Here is an 18,072-nt window from a genome sequence, read left to right as displayed (position 1 = left end):
GGCTCGGGCAAAGCTCTTTCGTTCCATCAACAATGCCCAACACTCAGCCGCCTGACAGCCTCACTCCTGCCCCTCCTTCAGGCTCATCTCTGGATTGGAAAAAATTCTCCTTCGCGCTGATCACCTTGCAGCAGCAGCCCAAGAAGGACTATCTTGAACGGCGTAGTACGGCACTTATTCAGGAGCTTGTCCGATGCTAACGCATGCCCTCCCCCTCCCCGACTGGCAGGACCCAGAGGCAGATTTGCCGGGTAGAATCATCCTCGCCGGCGGCTGTTTCTGGTGTGTCGAAGGTGTATATCGCGAACTGGCCGGAGTGCAGTCAGCAGTCTCGGGCTACACCGGTGGGCGGCGGGAAGAAGCCGATTACCGTTCCGTTTGCAGCGGTGCCACCAATCATGCCGAGGCGGTAGAGCTACGTTACGACCCGGAAAAGCTGCAATTTGGCGAGATCCTTCAGGTCTTTTTTGGTGTGGCCCACGACCCTACGCAACGCAACCGCCAGGGCAACGACATTGGTCGTCAATATCGGTCGGCCATTTTCTTCCTGAATGATGCCCAAGCCGATATGATCCGCGCCTATATTGCCCAACTCGAAAAAGGGGAGTGCTTCGCACAACCTATCGTCACCGAATTGGAGCCCTTGCAAGAATTTTATCCTGCAGAGGCCTACCATCAAGACTATGCGCGGCGTAATCCAGGGCAACCATACATCTGCGCGGTCGCACAGCCAAAAATCCACGCGCTGGCGGCGATGTTTCCAGAATACCGGAGGAAGGCATGAAGACTTCGACTGCAGGCTATGATCTCACTCCGATCAATGCTGAGGAACGCGCGCGACGCGGGCGCCATCTTTCCGCAGAGGTACGCCATGTACTCTTTGAGCATGGCACCGAAGCACCATTCTGCGGGGGCTTGCTCGAGGAAAAACGCAAAGGCACTTTTGTTTGCGCCCTTTGCCATCTGCCACTCTTTCGTTCGGGAGAAAAGTTTGACTCGGGCACTGGCTGGCCAAGCTTCACTGCCCCTTTTGCCAATGACCACATTCGCGAACTGCGCGACGCCAGTCATGGCATGCTCCGCACGGAAATCCGCTGTGCGCGTTGTGATAGTCACCTCGGTCACGTCTTTCCCGACGGACCGGCGCCTACTGGTCTACGCTACTGTTTGAACTCCGCAGCGTTGGAATTTACAGAGCAAGCGCCCGCAGCCGATGGCGTGCCGGACTGATCGGGAGGGATCTCAGCAACAGGGGAGTTTGGCGAAAGCGCTGCGTCGTCAATCCCGTCATAGAGGCTAACGGACCTCTCGCGGGTAGACTTCTGACTCTTCGCCGCGTAGAGGGCTTGGTCGGCATGACGGAGCAGGATTTCTCCAGGGGCCTCATCAAGAGGGTAGAGGGTAACCCCCAGGCTGCTATCAATTTGCACGAGGGTTCCGTCAGTGAGGGTGATTCTCTCCCGAACTGCCTCCTGCACCCGTTGCAAAATGCGCTCTAGATCGTCCATTGAGCCTAAGTTTCCCAATAACAGGGCGAACTCGTCGCCACCAAAACGCGCAACAAGGTCGCCTTGGCGGACGGCAGCACGCAGACGTCGGGCAACCACCTGCAACACCAGATCCCCGGCAGGATGCCCATAGGTATCATTTACCGGTTTGAAATCATCGAGGTCCATCATGCCCACGGCAACCAGCCGCTCCGCATTGCGTTCCAACGTCTTTGGCAACTCTGCCAGATAGGCCGCCCGATTCGGCAGTTCCGTCAGCAAATCATGCTCTGCCCGCCAGCTCTGCTCCTCCCGCTCCGCTTCGATCCGGTTTTTCAGGGCCAGCTCATCAAGACCATAACCCAACATCTTAGCCGTGCGCGCCAAAGCGGAGAGCAGGGTGTTGTCGAAATACTCGCGCTCAGCACTCGCCACGCAGAGCAAGCCCCAAAGAGAATCCTGATGCAGGATGGGGACGACGGCCAAACTGTTCCAGTCAAACGCTGCTATGAGCGGCGCAAAACCCTGATACTTTGCATCTTCACAATAATGATTGTGATATTGCAAGCGCCGCTCACGCCAAGCCGCGGCAACCAGTGTGGGGGGATCGCGCTGATCGACATGTACGCGCACCTAGCTTAGGTTATTGCTGTTTTTTCCCGCAGCACTGATCGGAACAATATAGCCATTGCTATCTGGCCGCACGACAAAAGCGCTGCTGAATAGGCCATTTTCTACCAAACGGTGGCAGGTACGCCGCAGAATCGCGTGCGAAGAGCGAGAGCGCATGAGAATGTCGCCTTCACTCAAAAAAATCTGGTACAGGTGATTACTGCGCTCAAGGCGTTCGCGCTGATCCTGCTTCTCCAAGGCAATACCGAGCATCCGCGTTAAGTGCATCAAACTACGTCTTCGGTTGGCCGAGGAAAAATAACGAGGAATCTGGCTGTACACGCCAAATAATGCTTCCTGCTTGCCCGCCACCTGTACGGGGAAAGCCATGGTACTGCGCCAGGCGCCAGTGCTTTGCAGGGTGTCCTGCCAAGGGAGAAATAGCGGGTCGTTCTGCAGGTCGTCGATGGCCACAGGCTTACCGCTGCGCCAGGCCTTCCCCATGGGTCCTTGGGCCTGCGCACCTTGGTCGACCCGAATATTCACCTGTTCCAGATATTCTGCCATGTGCTTGCCAGCGATGGCGATGGCCTGCAAGCTACCATTACTGGGCTTACCGATCCACGCACCGTCTACACCGGAGATGAGAACGATCTTACTCAACATACGCTGCAGCAATTGCTGCTCATCGGACTCACTGAGCAAGAGCACATCGATGCGTTCGATGATCTGTTCTTCTTCGGCATCTAGCGCGCGCATGGTTCGCAGTTGCACGAGCAGGTCCATGGCCAGGCGACGTGGGATGTCTTGATCCAATTGTGGCAAAAAACGCACAAATGGTGCTGTTGCCCGACGCAGATGTGCTGAAAACAGGCCGGTAGCCAATACCAGCCAGTCGGCTGGCAGCCCTAAGCGTTGATGTACCGCACCCAGTTCCCGGCTACGCTCATCCCGTGCCTGTGGATTGTCCTGCGTGAGCAACCAAGCAAAATGCAGGTGCTGTGCTTCCTGCAAGTGCTGCAACGTCGCACTATCCAAGGAAGCAAGATAAGCAGCGACCTCCGTCTCGCGAGTTAGCTCGGCAAATGCCCCTCTCGCCGCCTCTTCGACGGCGGCCAAAAACTCCTCGCGGTGCAGTTCCAGCTCCGTTGGCAGTGGGATGCTGTGGCCGGTAGGCATCAGTCAGGTACGCTCGTTCTCAACTTGGACGAATATACCTAAGTCTACGGCGTTTTTTTCCCTTTGGCACCCAAATAGCCAACAAAAAAGAGTACCACTGCCATAACCAGCTCCTGGATGGCGGGAATCAGCCAGCCCCGCGGCCAAGCGTGAAGGAAAATCATCGCCAGAGTGGCGATACCGAGCACAAAGAGCAGGATGGCGAGTTGGCGCAGGCCGGCAAAGACGTTACGGGCATTGAGCGCGCCAATGCCGCGACGGATGCCAACCCGGCGTAAAAAGACATCCAGCCCCTGAGGGGCAATCAGATAGAAAAAGGTGACTACCAAAAAGGCCAAAACCAAGAGTGCGATAAAAACTTCCAGATACGCCAGAATATTCACCATAGGCATAGTTGTCCTCCTAGCTAACGGTTACGCCTCATCGCTACTGTCATCTTCTTTGAACGTCGCCGGATCGAGATGATAGCGACGCAACAGGCGGTAAAATTCGGTACGGTTACGTTGTGCCAACTGTGCGGCTTGGCTAACGTTACCGCGGGTCATGCGCATAATTTGGATCAAGTAATTCATCTCAAATCGGCCCTTGGCATCGGCCAAGGGGACAACCTCACCATCACGGTCGCGCAAGGCATGGCGAATCAACGGGGCGCCGATACGCGGGGTAGTGGAGAGCACTACGGATTGTTCAATGACATTAGCCAACTGCCGCACATTTCCCGGCCAGGATGCGGTCACTAGCAACTCCATGGCCTCGGGGGCAATGCCACGCACATCCTTACGATTACGTGTCGCCGCCTCGCGCAGAAAATACTCGGCAAGCAGCGGAATGTCTTCTGCACGTTCTGCCAGGGCAGGAAGCTCCAGGGTGACGACGCAGAGCCGGTAATAGAGGTCGTCACGGAAGCGCCGCGCGGCCATTTCCTCTTCCAAGTCACGATGACTGGCAGAAATCACGCGTACGTCGACGGGGATCGTCTCCGTCGCCCCCACCGGACGAATCTGCCGCTCCTGCAAGGCGCGCAGGAGCTTAACTTGTAAGGCAAGGGGCATGTCACCAATCTCATCGAGAAAGAGGGTGCCACCATCTGCCGCTTGAAACAGGCCAATATGGTTGCTAGCGGCACCAGTAAAGGAACCCTTTTTGTGGCCAAAGAGTTCCGATTCCAGTAGCTGCTCGGGAAATGCCCCACAATTGACCGCCACAAAGGGTCGGTCGCGGCGATTACTGGCCTGATGAATGGCCTGGGCCAAGAGTTCCTTGCCGGTGCCGCTGGCACCATGAATAAAGACGCTGGCATCCGCAGCCGCCACCAAGCGCGCCTGATCGAGCAGGGCCTGCATCTTGGCGCTGCGCGTGAGAATCCTCTCCCAACCCGCGGCATCTTTGCCTCTTTTTCCCTGGGGTGCGGCAGCAGTCAACTGAAAGGCACGCTCGACCTCGGCCATGAGCTCTTTGCCATCAAAAGGTTTGGTGAGGAAGGCAAAGACCCCTTGATTGGCGGCGAGTAAGGCATCGGGGATGGAGCCATGGGCGGTAAGAATAATAACCGGTAGAGTAGGATAGTCGCGGCGAATGGCATCAAGCAGGGCCATACCGTCCATTTCATCCATCTTCAAGTCCGTAATCACCAAGGCAGGATGTTCAACTGCCAAGAGGGAAAGAGCTTCGCGTCCATTGGCCGCCGTACTCACTTGGTAACCCGCACTTTTCATGCGCAACGACAATAACCGCAAAAGATCTGCGTCGTCGTCAACCAGTAACACTTTCGCTTGCTTGGCCAATTTACCGTCCTCCCACTACACGGGAATTTTTTTCTATCTGAATCAATTCGTTGAGCTTTTTGCGCAATTCCCCTTCGTGTTGTTGCGACTGATTGAGGCGGTTCTGCAAGTCAGTAATTTTACTTTGTAGATTTTGATAACTCGGATCGCCTGCACGCAATTCAGCCAATTCTTTTTGTAGGCTGGTAACTCGGGCAGATGCAGAAGTGCAGGCAGCCGTTTCCGCCGTTTGATTTTTTGCCTGCTCCACTCGCTCCTGCAGTTGCTGATAGGCAGCACGGGAAACGACGATTTGGTCAGCTTGAAGAACAACGCTATGCGGCGCTGGCGGGCTTGGCGCAACTTCAGCGCAGGCGCTCAGGCCCAGGGCTAAAAGAGTCGTGCTGGCTAATGGGAAGGCGAACTTGAAAATGTGCCCCATGCTCTTCACTGTCGAGAATTTCAAGACTTCCCCCATAACTCAAAACATATTCCCTGGTAATGGCCAGACCCAAGCCGCTGCCTTCGATTTTTCCGGATTCACTGGCACTGCCGCGATATAGAATATCAAAGATCTTGTCACGTTCCTCGGGCGCAACCCCAGGGCCTGCATCGATAACATCGATGACTGCGTCCTCGCCCTCGCGCTGCAGTTGCACCCGGAGCGTAGACCCCTGCGGCGAGAACTTCACCGCGTTAGACAAAAGATTATCGCAAATCGTGCGAATTCGGTCGCGGTGTGCCGCCGTCCACAGTTCGGCAATCTGACTGTCTATCCGCATTCCCTTGCTCCGCAAGAGGGGCTTATAACTAAGCAGCAGCTCTTCGAGGACCTCGTGCAGTGGGATGGGATGCCGCATACCGGCACTCACCGCCGGTCCCTCGGCGAGGCTGAAGCGCAGGAGATCCTCAATAAGGCGCTGTAGACGCAAACTGTTGTCGCGGACGATTTCAACAATCTCCCGTTGCTCAGCGGCCAAGCCCTGTCCAAGATCTTCTTGCAGCAGTTCCGAGCCTTCGCGAATGGCGGTGAGGGGGGTCTTGAGTTCGTGGGAAAGCTGACGCAGAAAATGAATCTTGGTCGCCTCCAATTCTTGCAGGCGTTGACGCAGCCATTCCAGCCGATCCCCTAACGCAGCGATATCTTTAGGACCGCTAACCTGAATGTTGCTGGCAAGATCACCGTCGCCGAGGCTGGAGATAGCGCGATCGAGTCGTTTGATGGGACGAGTGATGAGAATAATAAAGAAGATGGCGACGACAATCGTCAACGGTAATGCCAAGAGGACTTCGTAGAGCGTGAGGCGCTTGATCTGCAAGGCACGGTCACCAAGGTGTTTCACTTGCGCGCTGATGCCATCGTTGACATCTTCTTGCAGCTGCTGCATTTCCCGGCTAGCGGTACTGAAATCCTGATCCAAGTTTCCCCGCCCACCCTCCAAAGCGGCCAAGGGCAGAGCGCGGCGGGCCTTGGCGAGGTTTTCATCGAGGTGTCGCAATCTTTTTTGATCGACTGCGCTTGGGCCAGCTGCAGCGAAATGTCGACTGACCTGCTGATATTCCTCAAAGCTTTGTTGGAATAGTACGAGCAAGGCTGAGTCCTGCAAGACGGTATACTGCAAGCCGTAGCGCTCCATGGAGCGCACCGCGTTGGCCATGCGATTGGCGCTGTCGCTCAGAGCCACGGCGCGCAGGATGCTACTCTGTCCCTCCTCGGCAAAGCGGGCGATGGTCAGGGTGATACTCACGATCACCAATACCAGCGGCACAATGGCCAGGCCGAAGCCAAAAACGGTCAGCCAGGAGAGGGAATTGGGTCGTTTCATCCCGCGGCGCTGCAGTGGCGAAGCTGTCCAGCGACGAAAAGGTAGCGTACTTGTCCACGCAGTGGCCAGCCCGCGTAGGGATGGTTGCGGGCGCGACTATAGCCTTCCGGTGTTGGGAGGATTTCCGCGTCAGGGTCGAAGATACAGAGATCGGCTGCCGCCCCAGGCGCGAGGGACGGTGGCGGAAGATCAAGGACCGCCGCCGGGCCGCTCGTGAACAGGCGTATGAGTTGCAGCAGATCAAAGCCGTCCTCTTCGACCAAGCGCAAAGCCAAGGGCAGGGCCCATTCTACCGAGGCAATGCCGAAGGGTGCCTGGGCGAAGGGTTGCCCCTCGCTCTCTCGTCCCCAGGGCAGATGTTGGCTGCTCAGGCACTGAATGGCTCCGTCCGCCAGTGCGCGTAACAAGGCCGCGCGATTCTTCTGGCTACGCAGAGGGGGGAGCAGCTTGGCGTGATTATTAAAGTAGCCGACGTCATCGCTACTCAGCAGCAAATGATGCAGGCTGACACCGCAAGTCACCGCCTGCCCGCCCGCCCGTGCCGCCGCCACGCGCTGCACCGCCGCAACACTACTGAGGGCAGGAAAATGCACGCGCGCGCCAGCGAGGGCCGCAACCCGCAGGTCGCGTTCGACGCCAATCTCTTCGGCGGCCTGCGGGCGCCCGGCAAGCCCCAGGCGTAGGCTCAAGGGGCCTTCATCCATCACCCCGCCCGCAGCGAGAGTAAGGTCTTCCGGCCAGAGAAACACCGTGCGCCCGAGGTCGGCGGCATAGCTCAGGGCCAAACGCAGGCGTTGACTATCGGCTACGGGCATTTGCCCTTGGCTGAAGACCTGTGCACCAACTTGGGCAAGGGCAGACATCTCGGCCAGGACGGCGCCCTCCAGGCCCCGCGTCAAAGCACCGCTCAGGTATACACGGAGCAGCCCGGCTGCGGCTGCCGCCGCCCGCTGTTCGTGGAGAACACCGGGCTGGTCAGCAACTGGATCGGTAGCGGGGTCTAACAGCACGCTGCCAAAACCACCAGCCGCTGCAGCACGTAATTCACTGCGCAGGTCGCCATGCAAGCCTGATCCCGGGGTATGCGCCTGAAACTGCGTCTCGATGAACGCCGGGCAGGCGATCAAACCACTGCCATCGATTTCTTCTTCCGCCTGAAAATCTCCGGGAATTTCCCCTACGCCGAGGATTTTTCCCTCGGCCAAGGCGAGGTCACCGATCCGATCGCTTCCGCTTTCCGGATCAATCAGACGCAGGTTGCGAATCCGCCGCCGCAGGCTCATGGGTTGCCTCCTGCCAACCGCGCAAGCACCGCCATGCGCAAAGCGAGGCCATGCGTGACTTGCTCGAGGATGATGGCCTGCGGACTATCGGCCACCTCTGCCGTGAGCTCTACACCACGATTGATGGGGCCAGGGTGCAAAACCACCGCGTCGGGGTCGGCAAGCCGCAAACGCTCGGCGGTCAACCCAAAGCGTTGGTGATACTCTTCCAAGCTCGGCACTCGCTGGGCATCCATGCGCTCGCGCTGCATGCGTAGCGCATAGAGGACATTGGCCCCAGCCAGTGCCGGTTCGATCTCGTGAAATACGTGTACGCCCAGGCTGTGCAGCTCCGATGGCACCAGGGTGCGCGGACCCACCACGCGAATCTGCGGGCAGCCGAGAATGGATAAGGCATGGATGAGGGCGCGGGCAACCCGAGAATGCAAAATATCGCCGAGAATAACCACCACTCGCTCCGTGATTGGCCCCACTAGGCGGCGAATGGTAAATACATCAAGCAAGGCTTGGGTAGGATGGGCATGTTGTCCGTCGCCGGCATTGACCACCCAAGCGCGCTCCCCTAAGTGCCGGGCGAGGAGATGCGCGGCACCGGCCTCCGGATGGCGCAGAATGAAGCCATCTACCTGCATGGCAAGGAGGTTGTCGACAGTATCAAGCAGGGATTCACCCTTGCTGACGCTACTGCTGGCAACAGCAATATTCAGTACGTCGGCCGACAAGCGCTTGGCGGCGAGTTCAAAGGTGCTGCGGGTGCGCGTGCTATTCTCGTAAAAGAGATTAACTAGAGTACGTCCGCGCAGGATGGGGATCTTTTTTACCGTTCGTTCGCCGACGCCCAAAAAGGACTCGGCGCTATCGAGAATTTCCAGAATCTCCCTTTCGCGCAACCCTTCGATCCCCAGGAGGTTACGGAGCTGGCCCTGCGCATCCCGCTGCGGGTCGCGCTCGCCCATACGCCAAGGCATCATGCTGGGCTTACCTCTTCGCCGGGGAGAAACTCCAGAGACAACGGGTTTGGCCCGCGCAGCTTGATGTAGTCACCGGGGTTGCTACGCAGCTTGAGGGCGACGATATCGGCGCAGATGGGCAACTCGCGCAGGCCACGATCGACCAGCACCGCCAGGGTGATCTTGTCTGGCCGTCCGTAATCGAAGATCTCGTTCAGGGCGGCGCGGATGGTGCGACCGGTATAGAGGACGTCATCCACCAAAATCAGATGCGTACCATCTACGGAAAATGGAAGGCGCGAGGCCTTGACCTCGGGATGTAGGCCAACGCGGCTGAAGTCGTCGCGATAGAAAGAAATATCGAGTTCTCCCAAGGGAGTGCGGATGCCGAGGCGTTGGTGCAGCTCCCTTGCTATCCAGACGCCGCCGGTATAGATCCCCACCATCACGCAGTTCTGTGGATCGATCTGCGCCTGCAGATCCCGCTGCAGGGAATCGATGAGGGTACTCAGGTCCCAGGCCGACGCCATGCCTCTTCCTCGTAGAAACTCTCCAAAATGGCACAGGCGGCGAGCTGGTCACGCAAGCGATCGCGTTCGGCGCGGGAGAGTTCCCGCTCCCGCATTTGCGCCTCTGCCGCATGACTGCTCAGCCGCTCATCAATCCAGTATAGGGGCAAGGAGTGGCGCTGCTCCAGCGCACTGGCAAAACGCCGTGCCGCAGTTGCTGTCTGTCCCTCGCTACCGTCGGCTTGCAGCGGCAGCCCGAGGACCAGAGCACGTGGCTGCCAATCGCCGATCAAGCGTGCCAAGGCATTCCAGTCCGGGCCCTGTTCGCTGTTGCGTAGGGTGGCCAAAGGCTGCGCGCCGAGCCCCGCCTCTCCCAGAAAAGCAACGCCGATGCGTTTGCTACCGTAGTCGATACCCAACCAAGGGCCGCTTGGCTCAGGCATGTCCAGCGGCGCCACTGAGCAGACGCATGTCGATGCCGAGTACCCGCGCCGCCTCCTGCCAGCGTTCGCCGGCAGGGAGTTGAAACAATACACGCGGATCGACCGGCCCATGCAGCCAAGAGTTTTCACTGATTTCTTTCTCCAACTGCCCCTCGCCCCAGCCGGCATAGCCAAGCGTCAGCAGATACTGCTCCGGACCGCGGTGCTCAGCAATGGCGGCAAGGATGTCGGGAGAGCTGGTCAGGGCCAGGGTATCGCTCACTGCCAGAGTAGAATCCCAATCCCCGGGTGGCTGATGCAGAATGAAACCGTGCTGCGGGCTCACCGGCCCACCCCAGTAGACCGGGCGATGGATCATCTCTTCCGACGGACGGATATCAATGGCCTTGAGCGCGTCGGACATATTCATGTCGAGGATGCGATTGATGACGACGCCCATCGCCCCCTCGGCATTGTGTTCGCAGACGACAATGACACTGCGGTCGAAGAGGCCATCATGCAGGTTGGGCATGGCGATGAGGAGATGATTTTTGAGTGAAGAAAATTCCATGGCGCTATGATACCGCGCTTTGCCCGGTAAAGGGCAGTCTTAGTGACCGCGTTCGATCCGCGCCCACAGCAGCTCGGTAGCATCGACGCCAAAGAAGCGGCGGATTTCCCGTGCCCCGGTCGGGCTCGTAACGTTGATTTCGGTGAGCCGTTCGCCAATTACGTCGATGCCAACAAAGAGCAGCCCCATCTGCCGCAACACCGGCCCAATCTCGGCGCAGAGTTCCTGCTCGGCGGCGCTAAGCTCGGCGGCAACGGCCTGGGCGCCGGCAACCAGGTTGCCACGGAAATCATCGGCCGCGGGCACGCGTAACATGCCACCGGGGATGGCATCGCCATCGACCAACAGGATACGCTTGTCGCCCTGGCGGATAGCCGGCAGATAACGTTGTGCCATGACAAAATGGGCGCCACGACCGGTGATCGTTTCGAGGATGGAGCCGACGTTACGATCTTCGCCATGCAGGTAAAAAATCCCCTCGCCGCCGCGCGCGGCCAGAGGTTTGACGACAATTTCGCCCTGCTCGCGCAGAAAGGCGCGCAGCTCACTCATATCGCGGCTGACCAAATAGGGAGGCAACCAGCGAGAAAACTGCAGAGGGAAGAGCTTTTCGTTGGCGAGACGAATAGAGGCTGGTTCATTGACGACCCAGGTGCCGGCATGTTCGAGGATCTGACAGGCATGGAGAAAATCCATATCCACCGGTGGGTCCTTACGCATTAGCACACAATCGAAGGCGCTCAGGGGTAGGCTCTGGCGCTCACCCAACTGATAAAAATCAGCCTGTTCATCGCGTACCTGTACCGCTTGTACTTGGCCCCAAGCCTGCCCATCGTGCAGGGACAGGGTATCGAGGGTAAACACCCAGCATTCGTGCCCACGCGCCTGCGCCGACAGGAGCATGGCCAAGGTCGTATCCTTGGCCGGCTTGATCCCCGCGATGGGGTCCATCAATACCGCAATGTGCATGTTTAGCGCTCCGCCTGACGCCAGTCCTCGGCCTCGCGCGCCGCAGCCAGCAGAGCCAGGCGGGCGATGACACCGTAGGCGTAATGGCGGTTGATGGGGGCATCGGGCTCGGATTTGCGACAGGGATTGATGCCCGGTTCGGCAAAGGCCATGGGCTCGAAATGGGCACCAGGGGCGTTGAGACTTTCATCAATGCCCTTCTCGCGATGGACGCGGTAAAAGCCGCCCAGGACCTGTTGCCCCAACAGGTACACGACGGGCTCGGCAACAAAATCCTCGGGGGTCTGCTCAAAGGTATAGACCCCTTCCTGGATAAAGACGTCACTCACTGGCACGCCTTCCTTGCTCTTCGCCATGCGAGTGCGCGCCCTGCGATTCAGCTCGCGCAGCTCGGCACCGGAATAGGCGGTCATCACGCCCATGCCATAGGTGCCGGCATCGGCCTTGACGATAACGAACGGGCGCGCATCGATACCATAATGACGATAGCGCTCGGCAATTTCCGCAATGACCGCATCGACGTTGTTGACCAAGCAATCCAGCCCCTCGGCTTGCAGAAAGTTGATCTCGCTACAGCGACGAAAAAACGGATCGATGAGCCAAGGGTCGATGTCGATCACTTCGGCAAATTCCACTGCCAGGCGCCGATAGTGGGCGAAATGCTGGCTCTTGCGCCGCGTCTGCCAACCCGCCGCCAAGGGTGGCAGTACATCTTGTTCGATACCCTGCAATATTTCCGGCACGCCGCCGGATAGATCGTTGTTGAGCAGGATCAGCTCGGGGTCGAAACCCGCCACTAGAAGGCGCGCGCCCACGCGCTGCAAAGGCTCGATCAGCAGTCGTTCTCCCGAGGGCAAATCGTGTTTCTGCGTACTCTCAATCGCCCAGGACCCAACGCGCACTTCCAGCCCCGCCTCACGCAGTAGTTCTGCCAGACGTGCGACGTTCTCCAGATAGAATAGATTGCGGGTGTGGTTTTCCGGGATGAGCAGCAGGCGCTCCAGACTGGGGTGATACTGGTCGAGATAATGCTGGATGGCGGTAATGTGCAGCGCCGCATGCTCTGGATTGAGGTTGTTGAAACCCGCAGGAAACAAATTGGTATCAATGGGCGCCAGTTTGAAACCGGAGTTGCGCAAATCCACCGAGCCATAGAAGGGCGGCGGCGTGGTCTGCCACTGACAGCGGAACCATCGCTCGATGGCGCACTGGTTGCGAATCAGATGCTCTTCCAGCTCGTGCAAAGGCGCGACCTGGTTGGTAACCAGGCGCGGTGGGGTAGAGAGAACGGAAATCAAGTATGACGCTCCGCAAGGGGTTTATAGCCACGCATCGGGGCACCCGTATAGTTTTGCGTGGGACGGAAGATGCGATTGTTACTGAGCTGTTCACGCCAGTGTGCCAACCAACCGACGCTACGCGCCATGGCAAAAATGGGGGTGAAGAGATCGCTGCGGATCCCCATTTCATGGTAGAGAACGCCCGAGTAGAAATCGACATTAGCGTGGATGCCCTTGGGCCCCAAGCGCTCCGCTGCCGCATCTTCCAGGGCGCGGGCAATGGCAAATTGCTTGCTTTGCCGCAGGTGGCCAGCCTGTGCCAAGTCCGCCATCATCTCCTTGAGAATGGCCGCGCGCGGGTCGGTAGTCTTGTACACACGATGGCCAAAGCCCCAGATCTTCTCTTTGGCCGCGAGCCGTGCCTCGAGAAAGGGGACAACGTTGTCGACGCTGCCAATCTCCTCCAGCATCTCCACCACGCGCTGATTGGCGCCACCATGCAGCGGACCGGCCAGGGTACCAATGGCCCCGGCAATCACGTGGTAAGGGTTGGTGAGGGTGGAGGTACTGACCAGCACCGAGAAGGTACTGGCATTGATAGTGTGCTCCGCATGCAAAATGAAGCAGGCATCAAGGATGCGCGCATGTAAGGGGTCTGGCTCGCGCCCATGCAGCATGTAGAGAAAGTTCGCCGCATGGGAGAGATCGGCACGCGGCGGAATTGGGTCGTTGCCAAAGCGCATCTGATCCCACATGGCGACGATGGTAGGAATGCGGGCAATAATACGCATGGCCATGGCATCGAGATGCGAGGCATTGTCGCGTTCGGCATCAGAAAGTTCCTGCTGCGGATAGAACATCCCCAGGCTGGCAATTGCGCAATGCAGCATATCCATGGGGTGCCCGGTCACCGGCAGAAACTTCATGATCTCGCGCACGTTGTACTTTACTTGGCGATGGGCGCGCAGGCCGGCATCGAAACGCTGCAGATCCTTGGCCTGCGGTAGCTCACCATCCAACAATAGCAGCGCGACTTCTTCGTAGTTACTCTGCGCTACCAGTTCGGCGATGGGATAGCCACGATAGGAGAGCAAGCCAGCAGAGCCGTCGATATTGGAGATGGCAGAATGCGTAGCGGGAACTCCCTCTAGTCCGGGGACGACAGTGGCATCAGTCATGGCGCTTCTCCTTGGGGCGAAGGGGAGGATGTCTTGCATCATACCCCGCGGAAAAAAAGAAAGGGAGACAGGCGCCTCCCTTTTTCACTGGACTGTCTGCGTGTTCAGGCAGAGAAAGACGATCCGCAACCACAGGTAGTGGTAGCGTTGGGGTTCTTGATAACAAACTGCGCGCCTTCCAAGCCCTCGCTGTAGTCGATTTCTGCACCGACCAGATACTGGTAGCTCATCGGATCGACCAGCAAGCTGACGCCAAACTGCTCAACTTCGGTATCACCGTCGTTGACGTTTTCATCAAAGGTAAAGCCATACTGAAAGCCCGAGCAACCGCCACCGGTAACGAATACCCGCAGCTTGAGATCTGGGCTGCCTTCTTCTTCGATCAAGGACTTGATTTTGTCTGCCGCACTGTCGGTGAGGGTCATCACCGGGGGTAGGGTGTCAAGATTGGTCATGGTTTCCGTAGCCGTGCTCATACCTACATTCTCCTCACGCTCAATGCGCGCTACTGGTCAGAAATACCCGATTATTTTGCTCGCCTTTTCTGTACTACGTCAAGGCACGTCAGGAATCACGTTTGGGCACAAATTGGATGGCGGCGACGCGCGCGGCAATCAGCACGGCCAAGAGCGCTGCCGTGGCGAGCAGATCCAGAGGGCCGAGGCGATGCGCATAGAGGCCAATGAAAAGTTCGCGCAGGACGAAGACGATGGCGACCTCGGCCAGTACACGCAATCGGATCCGGTGATACTCGAGATAATCGGTAAAGGTGCGAAAGAGCTCGATGAGAACGAAAACCGAGAGCACATCGGAGACCAGGCTGGAGATGACCTGCTCCTGATGCAAACTGAAAAATGCCGTGTACACATCGCCGATCAGGCTCCAAACGGCATAGAGCAAGGTAACCAGCATGAGGAAGATGAGGATGGTGATGATAAAATCCAGCATCTTCCCATAAAAACGGATCACCGAGCCGCGCAGCCCGGCGATTTCGCTTTGGCTAGTGGTCGGCTTGTGCTCGCGCTCGTTCAATGGCTTTAGCGGCTGTTGCGTGCCGAGCGCCGCAGGCGTGACTGCAGGCGCCGCGCCATTTCGCCGAAGAGCTCCGTTTGCGTGGGGTGAGGATGGATGGCGCTGCCCACCTGCGCCAAGGTCATTTCACCATGGACCATCATCACTGCCTCACCCACCAGGGTATCGGCATGGTCGGCCAAAAAATGCACGCCAACGATGCGTTGGCTTTTTTTGTCGGCTACCAGCTTGATTAAGCCGTCGGTCTCGCCGGTCATCATCGCCTTGGCATCGATGGACAGTGGCACCTTGACCTCGGCTACGTCCATGCCTGCCGCCTTGGCCTGTTCACCAGAAAGCCCGACAAAGGCCACTTGCGGACGGGTGAAAGTCACGCCGCTATCCTTGCGCGCATCATAGACTGCCCGTTCGCCCAGGAGGTTCGCGGCCGCCACCCGGCCCTGTTGGCCGGCCGTGTGCGCCAGCATATAGCCGCCGATGACGTCGCCCACAGCAAAGATATGTGGCACGTTGGTCTGACAGCGGGCATCGGCGGCGATGGCGCCACGCTCACTGAGCTGCACCCCGGCCTTGTCCAGTTGCAGGGCCTCGGTATGGGGACGTTTGCCAGTAGCAATCAACAGTAGATCAGCAGCGTACTGCTGCTCCTGGCCCTCGACGTCGCGGTACAGGACCGTGACATCCCCTTTACTACCACTGATTTTTTGCACCTGCACGCCGGTACGTACTGTCAGGCGCGGGCTATTTTTGGCAATGACCGCCATCAACTGCTCGGCAACCTCTTTCTCCATTTCCGCCACTGGACGCGGCAGGGCCTCGAGGACCAGTACCTCGGCACCAAAATCGTGGAACATCTGCGCCATTTCCATGCCAATGGCCCCGGCACCAATGACGCAGAGCTTTTTCGGTGGAGCACTCAATTCCCAGACGGTGTCCGAGGTTACGGCGGCGCCCGCCGCTAAGGCCTCTTGCGCACCCGGGATGGGCGGCACAAAGGCCGGCGCACCGGTGGCAATGACGCAGGCGCCAAAGCTCAGGCTGCGCGCGTCCTTACCACTGATCTCGACGCTATGCGGCCCGGTGAAGTGGGCGAAGCCTTCGAGCACCTGGATTTTTATGCCTTGGTCGGTCTTCAGCGCCATTTCCCCGCGCGTTTGCAGGATGCCACGGCGATGCTTCTCCAGCTGCGCCCAGTCGAGCTTCGCTGCGCCCAGCTCTATGCCCATAGCGGCGTCGTGGGCGCGATCGCGAATGCGATCTGCCGCGGCGCGCCAGGCCTTGGAGGGGATGCAACCGCGCCACAGGCATTCACCGCCAGGGTAGGGGGCGTTGTTGACCAGGGTAACCCGAATGCCATGCTCGGCAAGCTCGCGCGCACAGTCCTCACCGCCCGGGCCGCCACCAATGACCAGCACTTGGGTGCCATAGTCACCCTCAGGGATGATGGGCCCGCTGCTGCCCGCCCAGCTTTCCGGTTGCTCAATGGCGGTCTGTAAATCCTTGAGGAAGGCAGCTGCCTCGGCGCCGTTGACCACACGGTGGTCGGCGGTGATGGTGATGGGCATGCCCTGCGGTCCCGTCGCGGCAATGGCAAGGATGGCCGCAGTACCGGGGGTAACGATGGCGTCGAACTGACTGATGCCGTACATGCCCATATTAGAGATGGTGAAGGTCGGATTTTGGTATTCCGCTGGGCTCATGCGCCGCTTGCGCGCCTTTTCCAGCAACGGCTTCCAGGCCGCTTGCAATTCTGCCAAGGACTGTGCGGCAACGTCGCGCAAGACCGGCACCACCAGGCCACCGTCTTCGGTGGTCGCGGCAATACCGATGTCGTGCGGGCGATTGTCGACGATGCGGTCGCCGGGCTGATAGGCGGCATTGATCAGCGGGTGCTTGGCGATGGCAGCAGAGGCTGCCTTAGCCAGAGCAATAGTGACCGAGACGCCACTGGCCTTGGCCGCACGAATGAGAGCATCGGGCTGTACATGCATGGTGACATGAAAGACGGGGATACTCAGCGACGCCGTCATCGCCTGACTGATCGCCTTCTCGATAGCACTCATCGGGCGGCCATTGCCGGGTACTGCGGGCGCCACTGGAATACTTGGCGAGACCCCTGCTACTGGTAAGGACACGCTGCCACCCTGCGCCAAGACGTCGGCACCAACAATGACACCGGCAGGACCCGTCCCGCGCAGGCCCTCCAGAGATACGCCACGCTCGCCAGCCAGCAGGCGGGCGTAGGGGCTAGCAGCGCCGGTACTGGGGCGCGCCACCGGCTGGGCACCGGCAATCCGCGCCGCAGGCTGCGGGCTGGGTGCCGGGCTGGCAGACGATGGTACAGACACCGATGCAGCGGGACTCGACGCTGGACTGCTCGCCTTTGCTGCACCAGCATTGGCCGTATCACGACAGACTTGTTCGGCGTTATCGACCAGATAGGCGATGGGTTCTCCCACGGGCACCACTACGTCCACCGTCACCAGGGGGCCGGAGAGGAAACCAGCGCGGAAGACTTCCACGTCCATGATCGCCTTGTCGGTTTCTACCGTAGCAACTACATCACCGCGTTCGATACGCTCGCCCAGCTGTTTCTCCCAGGAGACCAGCACGCCTTCGGTCATAGTGTCCGACAATTGCGGCATCTTGATCGCATAACTGAGATTGGCGTTAGGGGCTACGGTGGGTGCAGGACTGCTTGCCACTGAGGCTGCGGGGCTTGCACTGACTTCTACCGTTGCATCCGGGCTATCTACGAGATAGGCAATGGCTTCGCCCACCGGCACCACCGCATCTACCGCTGCCAAGGGGCCGGCCAGATAGCCGGCGCGGAAGACCTCGACATCCATGATGGCCTTGTCGGTCTCCACCGTAGCGACGACGTCACCACGCTCGACGCGCTCGCCGGGTTGTTTCTCCCAGGAGACCAGCACGCCCTCGGTCATGGTATCCGACAATTGGGGCATCTTGATGACGTATGCTTCAGCCATGGTTCACCATTTCAGAAAAGG

General features: G+C 58.9%; 20 protein-coding genes. 3 read left to right on the top strand and 17 right to left on the bottom strand.

The window, feature by feature from the left end:
* The 3 genes from AB4090_RS07040 to msrB all read left to right on the top strand — a co-directional run.
* Positions 1–200: hypothetical protein (locus AB4090_RS07040; protein WP_369573161.1), on the top strand; the 200-nt coding region annotated here is incomplete at its 5' end.
* Positions 194–784, top strand: coding sequence for a peptide-methionine (S)-S-oxide reductase MsrA (msrA, locus tag AB4090_RS07035; RefSeq protein WP_369573160.1), 591 nt, complete (start codon positions 194–196; stop codon positions 782–784). The genes AB4090_RS07040 and msrA, both read left to right, overlap by 7 nt.
* Positions 781–1,230, top strand: coding sequence for a peptide-methionine (R)-S-oxide reductase MsrB (gene msrB / locus AB4090_RS07030; RefSeq protein WP_369573159.1), 450 nt, complete (start codon positions 781–783; stop codon positions 1,228–1,230). The genes msrA and msrB overlap by 4 nt, the downstream gene beginning before the upstream one ends.
* Here the strand turns inward: msrB and AB4090_RS07025 are convergent.
* The 17 genes from AB4090_RS07025 to AB4090_RS06945 all read right to left on the bottom strand — a co-directional run bounded on the left by AB4090_RS07025 (position 1,161) and on the right by AB4090_RS06945 (position 18,051).
* The gene (locus AB4090_RS07025; protein WP_369573158.1) at positions 1,161–2,120 is read right to left on the bottom strand and encodes a diguanylate cyclase; all 960 of its coding nucleotides are present in this window, start codon (positions 2,118–2,120) and stop codon (positions 1,161–1,163) included. The two genes, msrB and AB4090_RS07025, sit on opposite strands and share 70 nt — an antisense overlap.
* The gene (locus tag AB4090_RS07020; RefSeq protein WP_369573157.1) at positions 2,121–3,278 is read right to left on the bottom strand and encodes a GAF domain-containing protein; all 1,158 of its coding nucleotides are present in this window, start codon (positions 3,276–3,278) and stop codon (positions 2,121–2,123) included. It abuts the gene before it with no gap.
* Between the two features lie 44 nt (positions 3,279–3,322).
* Positions 3,323–3,670: a hypothetical protein gene (locus AB4090_RS07015; protein ID WP_369573156.1), complete on the bottom strand. Its 348-nt coding sequence runs from the start codon at positions 3,668–3,670 to the stop codon at positions 3,323–3,325.
* A gap of 21 nt (positions 3,671–3,691) precedes the next feature.
* On the bottom strand, positions 3,692–5,062 hold the full coding sequence (locus AB4090_RS07010) for a sigma 54-interacting transcriptional regulator (protein WP_369573155.1): 1,371 nt from the start codon (positions 5,060–5,062) through the stop codon (positions 3,692–3,694).
* A gap of 1 nt (position 5,063) precedes the next feature.
* Positions 5,064–5,483, bottom strand: a complete 420-nt coding sequence (locus AB4090_RS07005; RefSeq protein WP_369573165.1) for a hypothetical protein — start codon at positions 5,481–5,483, stop codon at positions 5,064–5,066.
* A complete protein-coding gene (locus tag AB4090_RS07000) occupies positions 5,407–6,867 on the bottom strand; it encodes an ATP-binding protein (RefSeq protein ID WP_369573154.1) in 1,461 nt (486 codons plus the stop codon). The genes AB4090_RS07005 and AB4090_RS07000 overlap by 77 nt, the downstream gene beginning before the upstream one ends.
* The gene (locus AB4090_RS06995) at positions 6,864–8,150 is read right to left on the bottom strand and encodes a dihydroorotase family protein (RefSeq protein WP_369573153.1); all 1,287 of its coding nucleotides are present in this window, start codon (positions 8,148–8,150) and stop codon (positions 6,864–6,866) included. Before AB4090_RS06995 ends, AB4090_RS07000 begins: the two co-directional genes overlap by 4 nt.
* Positions 8,147–9,118: an aspartate carbamoyltransferase catalytic subunit gene (locus AB4090_RS06990; protein WP_369573164.1), complete on the bottom strand. Its 972-nt coding sequence runs from the start codon at positions 9,116–9,118 to the stop codon at positions 8,147–8,149. Before AB4090_RS06990 ends, AB4090_RS06995 begins: the two co-directional genes overlap by 4 nt.
* On the bottom strand, positions 9,118–9,630 hold the full coding sequence (gene pyrR, locus AB4090_RS06985; RefSeq protein ID WP_369573152.1) for a bifunctional pyr operon transcriptional regulator/uracil phosphoribosyltransferase PyrR: 513 nt from the start codon (positions 9,628–9,630) through the stop codon (positions 9,118–9,120). Before pyrR ends, AB4090_RS06990 begins: the two co-directional genes overlap by 1 nt.
* Positions 9,609–10,052, bottom strand: a complete 444-nt coding sequence (gene ruvX / locus AB4090_RS06980; RefSeq protein WP_369573151.1) for a Holliday junction resolvase RuvX — start codon at positions 10,050–10,052, stop codon at positions 9,609–9,611. Before ruvX ends, pyrR begins: the two co-directional genes overlap by 22 nt.
* Positions 10,045–10,602 (bottom strand): YqgE/AlgH family protein, encoded by a 558-nt coding sequence (locus AB4090_RS06975; protein WP_369573150.1) that lies wholly within the window; start codon positions 10,600–10,602, stop codon positions 10,045–10,047. Before AB4090_RS06975 ends, ruvX begins: the two co-directional genes overlap by 8 nt.
* Positions 10,603–10,641: 39 nt before the next feature.
* Positions 10,642–11,571, bottom strand: coding sequence for a glutathione synthase (gshB, locus tag AB4090_RS06970; RefSeq protein WP_369573149.1), 930 nt, complete (start codon positions 11,569–11,571; stop codon positions 10,642–10,644).
* 2 nt (positions 11,572–11,573) lie between these two features.
* Positions 11,574–12,869, bottom strand: coding sequence for a glutamate--cysteine ligase (gene gshA, locus AB4090_RS06965; protein ID WP_369573148.1), 1,296 nt, complete (start codon positions 12,867–12,869; stop codon positions 11,574–11,576).
* Positions 12,866–14,029, bottom strand: coding sequence for a citrate synthase (locus tag AB4090_RS06960; protein WP_369573147.1), 1,164 nt, complete (start codon positions 14,027–14,029; stop codon positions 12,866–12,868). The genes gshA and AB4090_RS06960 overlap by 4 nt, the downstream gene beginning before the upstream one ends.
* Before the next feature lie 104 nt (positions 14,030–14,133).
* Positions 14,134–14,484: an iron-sulfur cluster insertion protein ErpA gene (gene erpA, locus AB4090_RS06955; RefSeq protein ID WP_369573163.1), complete on the bottom strand. Its 351-nt coding sequence runs from the start codon at positions 14,482–14,484 to the stop codon at positions 14,134–14,136.
* A gap of 109 nt (positions 14,485–14,593) precedes the next feature.
* Positions 14,594–15,061 carry a phosphate-starvation-inducible PsiE family protein gene (locus AB4090_RS06950; RefSeq protein WP_369573146.1) on the bottom strand — a complete coding sequence of 156 codons (468 nt, stop codon included), beginning with the start codon at positions 15,059–15,061 and terminating at the stop codon, positions 14,594–14,596.
* A 5-nt stretch (positions 15,062–15,066) separates the two neighbouring features.
* On the bottom strand, positions 15,067–18,051 hold the full coding sequence (locus AB4090_RS06945) for an FAD-dependent oxidoreductase (protein ID WP_369573145.1): 2,985 nt from the start codon (positions 18,049–18,051) through the stop codon (positions 15,067–15,069).
* Between the last annotated feature and the right edge of the window lie 21 nt (positions 18,052–18,072).

Origin of the sequence: Acidithiobacillus sp. IBUN Pt1247-S3, from assembly GCF_041146875.1 — a bacterium.
GTDB lineage: Bacteria > Pseudomonadota > Gammaproteobacteria > Acidithiobacillales > Acidithiobacillaceae > Igneacidithiobacillus.
Note: the sequence above shows the minus strand (reverse complement) of the source record. Positions and strands in the feature narration are given on the sequence as shown.

Excerpts from the sequence above, each read along its gene's own strand:
- AB4090_RS06990 (WP_369573164.1), bottom strand. The coding sequence starts at position 9,118 with ATGCCTTGGCGTATGGGCGAGCGCGACCCGCAGCGGGATGCGCAGGGC.
- AB4090_RS06960 (WP_369573147.1), bottom strand. The coding sequence starts at position 14,029 with ATGACTGATGCCACTGTCGTCCCCGGACTAGAGGGAGTTCCCGCTACG.
- AB4090_RS06975 (WP_369573150.1), bottom strand. The coding sequence starts at position 10,602 with ATGGAATTTTCTTCACTCAAAAATCATCTCCTCATCGCCATGCCCAAC.
- msrB (WP_369573159.1), top strand. The coding sequence starts at position 781 with ATGAAGACTTCGACTGCAGGCTATGATCTCACTCCGATCAATGCTGAG.
- AB4090_RS07005 (WP_369573165.1), bottom strand. The coding sequence starts at position 5,483 with ATGGGGCACATTTTCAAGTTCGCCTTCCCATTAGCCAGCACGACTCTT.
- AB4090_RS06995 (WP_369573153.1), bottom strand. The coding sequence starts at position 8,150 with ATGAGCCTGCGGCGGCGGATTCGCAACCTGCGTCTGATTGATCCGGAA.
- msrA (WP_369573160.1), top strand. The coding sequence starts at position 194 with ATGCTAACGCATGCCCTCCCCCTCCCCGACTGGCAGGACCCAGAGGCA.
- ruvX (WP_369573151.1), bottom strand. The coding sequence starts at position 10,052 with ATGCCTGAGCCAAGCGGCCCTTGGTTGGGTATCGACTACGGTAGCAAA.
- AB4090_RS07015 (WP_369573156.1), bottom strand. The coding sequence starts at position 3,670 with ATGCCTATGGTGAATATTCTGGCGTATCTGGAAGTTTTTATCGCACTC.
- pyrR (WP_369573152.1), bottom strand. The coding sequence starts at position 9,630 with ATGGCGTCGGCCTGGGACCTGAGTACCCTCATCGATTCCCTGCAGCGG.
- AB4090_RS07020 (WP_369573157.1), bottom strand. The coding sequence starts at position 3,278 with ATGCCTACCGGCCACAGCATCCCACTGCCAACGGAGCTGGAACTGCAC.
- AB4090_RS06945 (WP_369573145.1), bottom strand. The coding sequence starts at position 18,051 with ATGGCTGAAGCATACGTCATCAAGATGCCCCAATTGTCGGATACCATG.
- gshB (WP_369573149.1), bottom strand. The coding sequence starts at position 11,571 with ATGCACATTGCGGTATTGATGGACCCCATCGCGGGGATCAAGCCGGCC.
- erpA (WP_369573163.1), bottom strand. The coding sequence starts at position 14,484 with ATGACCAATCTTGACACCCTACCCCCGGTGATGACCCTCACCGACAGT.
- AB4090_RS07000 (WP_369573154.1), bottom strand. The coding sequence starts at position 6,867 with ATGAAACGACCCAATTCCCTCTCCTGGCTGACCGTTTTTGGCTTCGGC.